This window comes from Acidisphaera sp. S103, assembly GCF_009765975.1.
GTDB lineage: Bacteria > Pseudomonadota > Alphaproteobacteria > Acetobacterales > Acetobacteraceae > Rhodopila.
Genome location: NZ_LMUJ01000111.1, coordinates 278181 through 284387, shown reverse-complemented (window position 1 = coordinate 284387; position 6207 = coordinate 278181). Strand labels below are relative to the sequence as shown.

Annotated in this window: 10 protein-coding genes; 3 read left to right on the top strand and 7 right to left on the bottom strand. The window is 58.0% G+C overall.

What is annotated here, in order from left to right; all coding sequences use genetic code 11:
* Nucleotides 1–181: helix-turn-helix transcriptional regulator (locus GSQ89_RS37410; protein ID WP_158933273.1), on the bottom strand; the 181-nt coding region annotated here is incomplete at its 3' end.
* Nucleotides 182–476: 295 nt separating this feature from the next.
* On the opposite strand from GSQ89_RS37410, the gene GSQ89_RS37405 reads away from it, so the two are divergent.
* Both GSQ89_RS37405 and GSQ89_RS37400 read left to right on the top strand, forming a co-directional pair.
* A complete protein-coding gene (locus GSQ89_RS37405) occupies nt 477–662 on the top strand; it encodes a hypothetical protein (RefSeq protein WP_158933189.1) in 186 nt (61 codons plus the stop codon).
* A gap of 18 nt (nt 663–680) precedes the next feature.
* Nucleotides 681–833, top strand: coding sequence for a hypothetical protein (locus GSQ89_RS37400; protein WP_158933188.1), 153 nt, complete (start codon nt 681–683; stop codon nt 831–833).
* 31 nt (nt 834–864) lie between these two features.
* Here GSQ89_RS37400 and GSQ89_RS39710 read toward each other — a convergent pair whose 3' ends face one another.
* Entirely contained in the window at nt 865–1098 is a 234-nt protein-coding gene (locus tag GSQ89_RS39710; RefSeq protein ID WP_371734340.1) for an IS1 family transposase, read from the bottom strand.
* A 154-nt stretch (nt 1099–1252) separates the two neighbouring features.
* Between GSQ89_RS39710 and GSQ89_RS37390 the strand changes: the two genes are divergently transcribed.
* The gene (locus GSQ89_RS37390) at nt 1253–1633 is read left to right on the top strand and encodes an NUDIX domain-containing protein (protein ID WP_158933187.1); all 381 of its coding nucleotides are present in this window, start codon (nt 1253–1255) and stop codon (nt 1631–1633) included.
* Nucleotides 1634–1823: 190 nt separating this feature from the next.
* Here GSQ89_RS37390 and GSQ89_RS37385 read toward each other — a convergent pair whose 3' ends face one another.
* The 5 genes from GSQ89_RS37385 to GSQ89_RS37365 form a co-directional block, all read right to left on the bottom strand.
* Nucleotides 1824–2639, bottom strand: coding sequence for a type IV toxin-antitoxin system AbiEi family antitoxin domain-containing protein (locus GSQ89_RS37385; protein ID WP_158933186.1), 816 nt, complete (start codon nt 2637–2639; stop codon nt 1824–1826).
* A gap of 419 nt (nt 2640–3058) precedes the next feature.
* Complete coding sequence (locus GSQ89_RS37380) at nt 3059–3613, bottom strand: GNAT family N-acetyltransferase (protein ID WP_158933185.1); 555 nt, start codon at nt 3611–3613, stop codon at nt 3059–3061.
* A gap of 165 nt (nt 3614–3778) precedes the next feature.
* The gene (locus tag GSQ89_RS37375) at nt 3779–4975 is read right to left on the bottom strand and encodes an aminotransferase class V-fold PLP-dependent enzyme (RefSeq protein ID WP_158933184.1); all 1197 of its coding nucleotides are present in this window, start codon (nt 4973–4975) and stop codon (nt 3779–3781) included.
* A 124-nt stretch (nt 4976–5099) separates the two neighbouring features.
* The gene (locus tag GSQ89_RS37370) at nt 5100–5390 is read right to left on the bottom strand and encodes a DMT family transporter (RefSeq protein ID WP_158933271.1); all 291 of its coding nucleotides are present in this window, start codon (nt 5388–5390) and stop codon (nt 5100–5102) included.
* A gap of 230 nt (nt 5391–5620) precedes the next feature.
* Entirely contained in the window at nt 5621–6205 is a 585-nt protein-coding gene (locus GSQ89_RS37365) for an HD family hydrolase (RefSeq protein ID WP_158933183.1), read from the bottom strand.
* Nucleotides 6206–6207 lie beyond the last annotated feature (2 nt).

Sequence of the window (6207 nt, the reverse complement as noted above, 5' to 3'; positions counted from 1 at the left end):
GGACATCGGCAAGCGTGCCAATGGCGACGCCGGGATCACCCTTCTCAAGGCGTGCAATGGAACTGGGTGAACTCCCAGCACGCACTGCAAGATCCGAGACCGTGATACCACGCCGAAGACGTGCGTTTCGAATATCCAGGCCTAGCCTTTCAAGGGTTGGCCTCACTTTGGGCGAACCCATATCAACAATCCATATATGATTGATTTACCGTCTTAACACATCATATATGACCATTTCCTGAATTTTCAAGTCACACGACGTTCGAGTTCAACCCACATTTGCCGATGCGTCCGCTGCCTGGAAAACGGCCTCAATCGATAGTGACGCATTTTGAAATTGAATGATGCTTAAGCTATGAAGTTTGCTTTCGCGTCCCACGACGCCCACGGTCATCCCATCGTCGGCTCGTTCTTCGGGCGCTGACGGCTGAGAGACGCTCCAGCGCTCCCGCTCGTACGAGACGGAGGCGACTGACGTGACATTGCAAACACCACAAGAATATCGACTGCAAGCGGACGAGTGTGACCGCCAAGCGTCAGACGCGGTATTATCCAGCGCGCGGGATACGTTGCTTTATATTGCATCGCGTTGGCGCGCTCTCGCCGATGCGATCGATAGCCAGGATTTGTCCATGGATATGAAAAATGCCACAACCAAATAGGGCAACCGAGAGCCGTTGATGGAACACGTCCATTCGTTGCGAGCCGAAATTGCGCGGCTGCGCAAACTATCTATTATGAATACCGATGCCGCACTGTTGGCGGAGATCACACGCCTGATCGAAGCGATTGAGCAGCGGATAAGGGTGATGGAAGCGCCCGATAAGACCTAAGCTATGAGGCGATTTTTGGCTGGCGAGGCTTCTAGGAACCCCGCTTCTTCGGCGGCTCCTCCCGCGCTTCGATCAGGTCCCCGATATCGGATACCGTCATCCGCAGGGTCTTATGATCCCGGCAGAAATTGTGAAAAATCACATACAAAGCAATCATATTATAGTGGGCTTCTGCACTCTTGTTGAATGCATTCGTTAACCGAGTGAAGCGGCGCATCCCCATGCGGAGGTTGAGGTTTTGCCTTTCGACATACGACGTGGAGATGTGCTTCGGATCAGGGTTGCCTTCGATCCGTTCCTTCTTTGCACCCGGGTCCTGTAGTAGTCATCGGAGCAATCGTCTACATTTGGAAGACGAGCGAAAAGGGCGATGTCGCACAATTCGTAGTAACTGGTATCGCTAGGAGAACGGAAAAGACGTGCGGTTTCCGGTGTCAGTGAAAGGCGTGCTGATCGAAGACAACGCCGTGGTGTTGCTCGAGAACGAGCGCGACGAATGGGAGCTGCCGGGCGGCCGTTTGGAGCTTGGCGAAACCCCGCAGAATTGCCTCACTCGCGAGTTTCAGGAGGAACTGAGGGCAGTGGTGCAGATTGGGGCTCTCCTGGATGCCTGGATGTTCGAGGTCTTGCCGGGGCGGTATGTATTTATCGTGGCCTATACCGTTTTCCGCCAGGGAGATGAGCCGCTGGCGATCAGCCACGAACACCAGCGGATGCAGTGGTGGCCGTTGGATGCGTTGCCCGCCGATGCCCTGCCTGAAGGGTATCGGCGGGCTATTGCGCTGTCGCCAGAGTTGTAAGAACCGCGACACTCCGCGGCTGCCCCGGCCAGGATAGCCTGATACTGCCTGTCTACATCCTGTCCGATCCGAAGATGAGTCACCCGAATGTCGCCGCCTCGCGCTGCGGTCCTGGTAGCCTCGATCTCGAAGAAATTGATGGCCTGCAATCCGGCCTGACGAGCCTGTCGTTGAAGTTAAGCTTGGCTGATCAAGGTGCAATCTCCCTTTTCCTGGGCACGTCTCCCAGCAGTTGCTGTTTCGTCAAGCTGACGGAAATGCCCCAGTCTGGGACGAAGCCGATGACCCCCTCGACCTTCTCGCGGGGACCGAAATGCGATCGGTACCCTGCCTTCACTGTCTCACGCAGCTTGTCGCGGATAGGCGGCGGCACGGTCGCCTCTACGAGATCGCAGACGAACCCTAGGCGCTGGATGAGCGAGATGGAGCCGATCCGACTGACGTAATCGACTAGTCTCTCCCAATCGATGTCGAAGGACGCTCCCCAAACGATGCGGCAGACCTCGCTCGGCCCCCCGCAGAGATCCGGCCGATCAACACAGTCCGCGACGGTCTTCTCCTTGTCGGAGACGGTCACCGACCGTCCGAGAACTTGGCGTTTCTCGAAACCGAAGAACTTCTCCGGAGACACCGGGACGTACCTCACCTCGCTCCCCGCCAGGACGCGGGGCCTGTGGCGCCGCAGCGTCGCCATCGTGACGGCGTTCGGTACCTGGGTGGTGAAGCCATGGAGTGAAGCGGCATTCCACCAACCCACATAGCCTTTCGGGACCGAGGCGGATGCCAAGGCCAGCACGTTGTAATCTCCAGTGGGCTCGGCCCCGTAGGCTGGAGGAACGACTAGGTATCGGCCGTCGCCCAGGCGTTCGAGCCAGCCCTTGGCCGTCAGATGGCTCAGCAGATTCCTGATGTTGGAAGGCGTTGAGCCGAGGATTTCGGCGGCCTCCTCGCGCGTCACCTCGTCTTGCCCCCGCTCGGTCAGGGTCAGGATCAGCTTGGCATGCATCGGAGGAAGTGAGCGTAGTGTAAAATCAGGCACGAGAATCTGTTCCAGAGCGACTTTCGCGCACTTTTTTACCTCAACAAGGCGTGATTATCCAAGGTAAAACTATCCACAAAAGTCACCTTAAATGGGACTCTTGCATCAAATCTTACACCAAGACGAACAGACTGGGGAAGGCTCCGTCACCCTCTGAGCGTTGCGAGCGCCAAGCTTGATGCCGTCTGCAAATGCCCCCGCCCCGCGGTTCATCAGGCCAAGGTGGCAACTGATCCATAATGCCGGTCTTGACCGAGGTCCCGTCGATGCAGACCAAACGAGTCGCATCGAGCCCAGACCGATCCCCGCCCTTATCGGACAATCGCTGTCCGATCCGTTTCCTACCCATGCAGCCGCGCGGGTCTGAGACGTCCTCGACGAACTCATCAGGGGGCCAGTGAACGCCACTGCTTCTGAGTTAGCCGGTAAAGCACCTGACGACGCAATGAATGACCCTCAGGTATTCGTGGATGGTCGAAGTCGTCGCTAGCATCTCGGGTCATCTCCAATTTTGCCATAACTCGCCTCGACTTCACGTTCTCCGCGACGGTGTTTGCAACGATCTCCGATAGGTCTAGCTCCTCAAACCCGAAGCGGATTGCAGCACGAGCGGCTTCGGGTGCGTAACCTTTTCCCCAATGTGCTCGCGCGATACGCCAGCCAATCTCAACGGCAGGTGTGAAGTGAGCCGTATAGCTGACAGGTAACAATCCTACGGCGCCTACAAACGATTGGTCGGATTTCCTTTCAACGGCCCAAAAACACATCCCGTGCTCCTGGAGATGTTCCAGCTGACGATCGATCCAGCCACCGGATGCATCGTGGGGTGAAAGCGGCATCAGATATTCCATGACCTCTCGATCGGCCGACATATCGGCAAAGGGCTGCCGATCCGCCGCTATCCAGGGCCGCAGCACTAGCCGCTCCGAACTGATGCGCATGTTGACTTCCGTTCGTTCCATCCGCTCAAGGTCTTCAAATAGCACCGTCTCGAACGCCCGCTAACCACTCAAAGCGGATGCGAGGGGGATGACCCGACCGAGCAACCACTATCAGATCGCGCCTTCCCATCAACGGGCATGAGCGGCGAGCCTGAAGTAGCCGGTTCAAGTTCCTCTGCCAGAGTTAGGGAGGTCGCCGACGGCCTGAACGAAACGTTCAATCTCCGATTCGTGGTTGTAGTAGTGCACACTCGCGCGCACGACTGCGCTAAGTCCGTTGGTCAGCGGATCGAGCCGCGATATATGGGATTGGTGAGTGTTGATCTTCATGGAGCGGAGTCGGCTGCAGGTTTCGGCCGCCGCTTCGCCGTCCTTGTGGAACGTGACGATGCCGCACAGCTCTGCTCCGCGGTCATGCACGCTGATTCCGGGCTGCCTCGCCAGTTCACTTCTGAGCAGTTTTGCCAGCATTTTGACTCGAGCCTCGATCGCATCGATGCCTACGTTCAATGCATACCGGGTGGCAACGGCCAGACCGATCTGTCCAGCCACGGAACGCTCCCAGGCCTCGAAGCGACGAGCATCTTCGCGAAAGATGTATTTATCAGCACTCTCATCGTCAGCCCACGACGCTGCCTGCAGATCGATGAAGGGTGGCTCGAGGCTCTCGATCACGTCGTGACGCACGTACAGGAATCCGGTTCCGCGCGGAGCGCGCAAATACTTACGCCCCGTCGCCGAGAGCATGTGGCAGCCGATCCGCCCGACATCGAGCGCGAGCTGGCCAACAGACTGGCAAGCATCAAGCAGGTAAAGAATGCCGTGCCGCGCGGCGATCTGACCGACTTCCGCCACGGGATTTACCAGTCCGGTGTGCGTCGGTACATGTGTGATGGCAATCAGCCGTGTGCGCGATCCGATCGCGCGCTCTAAAGCCGCGATGTCAAGTTGACCTGACGCATCTTTATCGATCACATCGATCTCGATGCCCGTTCTGGCCTTCACCTGGACAAACGCAAGTAAGTTCGATAGATATTCAGACCGCGCCGTGATGATGCGGTCACCGACCCGAAACGGAATGGCGTAGAAGGCCATGTCCCAGGCGCGGGTGGCGCTCTCAACAAAGGCAATTTCGTTTCGTCGTGCGCCAATCAGAGTAGCGACAGCATCGTAGACATCGTCGACGCGGTCAGCCATTTCGGCTGCCGCCTCATAACCCCCTATGGCGGCCTCTCGCGCGAGGTGACCAGTGACTGCGTCAAGCACCTGTCGGGGCTGCAAGGCAGCGCCCGCATTGTTGAAATGCAGAACATTCGCCACGCCAGGTGTGTCGGCTCTGAGCAAGGCTACGTCGAGTGTCATCTGTCTCTTACACCGCACAATCATTGACAGAGTTCGATGACCAACTCTACAGGCCCTCACCGGCAGGGCAAGCCATTTCCACGCCAGGTGCGCCATTGAGGAGACCCGGTAGTGCGGATGTTGGTCAGCCCCGGGTCGTCTTCCTTCTCCGCGAGATATTCCGGCGGCGTGAGCATACCCGTGCCGGATTACGACCCGGTGTTGGGAGGTTGCACGCCCAGTTCAGTGCCCGCCCGTCGATAGCTATCAGACCCAAGGCGATCAACGACATGCCAACCACCTGATCGACGGAAAGTGTCTCGCCCAGGATCATGCTGCCTAGCAGCACGGCGGTGACAGGGATAAGCAGGGTCACGAGAGAGGTATTCGTCGCTCCCGCGGTGGCAAGGAGGCGGAAAAAGACAACGTAACCCAGCGCGACTACCGGCTATCAGTGCTATGGCAGATCACAAACCCTGTATGGCTAGAAGCAGCAAAAATCCCGCCGGTAATCTGGTGGAATGACCTTGAACGTATTTTTTGACCGTCGACGACCTTGGTTGTCGGGAGTTGCTCGTCGGTTGAGCGGAACTAGTACCGCTGCACAGAGGATTCGACGGGTTGGAGGGCGGTTCGTATCTCCGCACTTCGGTCGCCGAACGGCCGCTAATCCTCCGCAGCGGCGAAGTGCTGGCGAACGAGGGCCCGGGCGCGCGACCATAAGGCCGGGGAGCCACGTTCAATGGTCGGCCCATATCGGTCGTAGACTTGATCTTCAGTCACTCCGTTCGACGCCCACGTGCCGCCATCGGTCAGCGTATTAAGCAGGAGGGGTTGAAGCCGGTCGACCGCTTTTGCAAATCGTGCCTCCGCCGTTTCGGCAGCCTCGAATTCTCGCCAGATGGACAGAAATATCTCCTGCTGTGTCTCAGGCAGAAGCCCGAAGATGCGCTTTGCCGCGGCCTCCTCGGCCTGCAAGAGTGCGGCGGCATCGTAGGCGGCGTGGATCGGCGCATCGCCAGCGTCGATCTCAACAATGTCGTGGATCAAAAGCATCGCGACGATCTTCGCGACGTCGAGTGCCGGATCGGCTTCGCTGAGCACCAATGCGAACATAGCAAGATGCCAGGAATGCTCAGCGGAATTCTCGTGGCGGCTGCGGTTGGCCAACACGGACTGTCGTGTGACCGATTTCAGCGCATCGATCTCAATCAGGAACGTCAACTGGCGGTCAAGACGGTCTTCGGTCATGG

What these genes read in the sequence shown, in the direction of transcription:
- GSQ89_RS37380 (WP_158933185.1), bottom strand. Translation starts at nt 3,613, where the DNA reads ATGCGCATCAGTTCGGAGCGGCTAGTGCTGCGGCCCTGGATAGCGGCG.
- GSQ89_RS37365 (WP_158933183.1), bottom strand. Translation starts at nt 6,205, where the DNA reads ATGACCGAAGACCGTCTTGACCGCCAGTTGACGTTCCTGATTGAGATC.
- GSQ89_RS37375 (WP_158933184.1), bottom strand. Translation starts at nt 4,975, where the DNA reads ATGACACTCGACGTAGCCTTGCTCAGAGCCGACACACCTGGCGTGGCG.
- GSQ89_RS37400 (WP_158933188.1), top strand. Translation starts at nt 681, where the DNA reads ATGGAACACGTCCATTCGTTGCGAGCCGAAATTGCGCGGCTGCGCAAA.
- GSQ89_RS37385 (WP_158933186.1), bottom strand. Translation starts at nt 2,639, where the DNA reads ATGCATGCCAAGCTGATCCTGACCCTGACCGAGCGGGGGCAAGACGAG.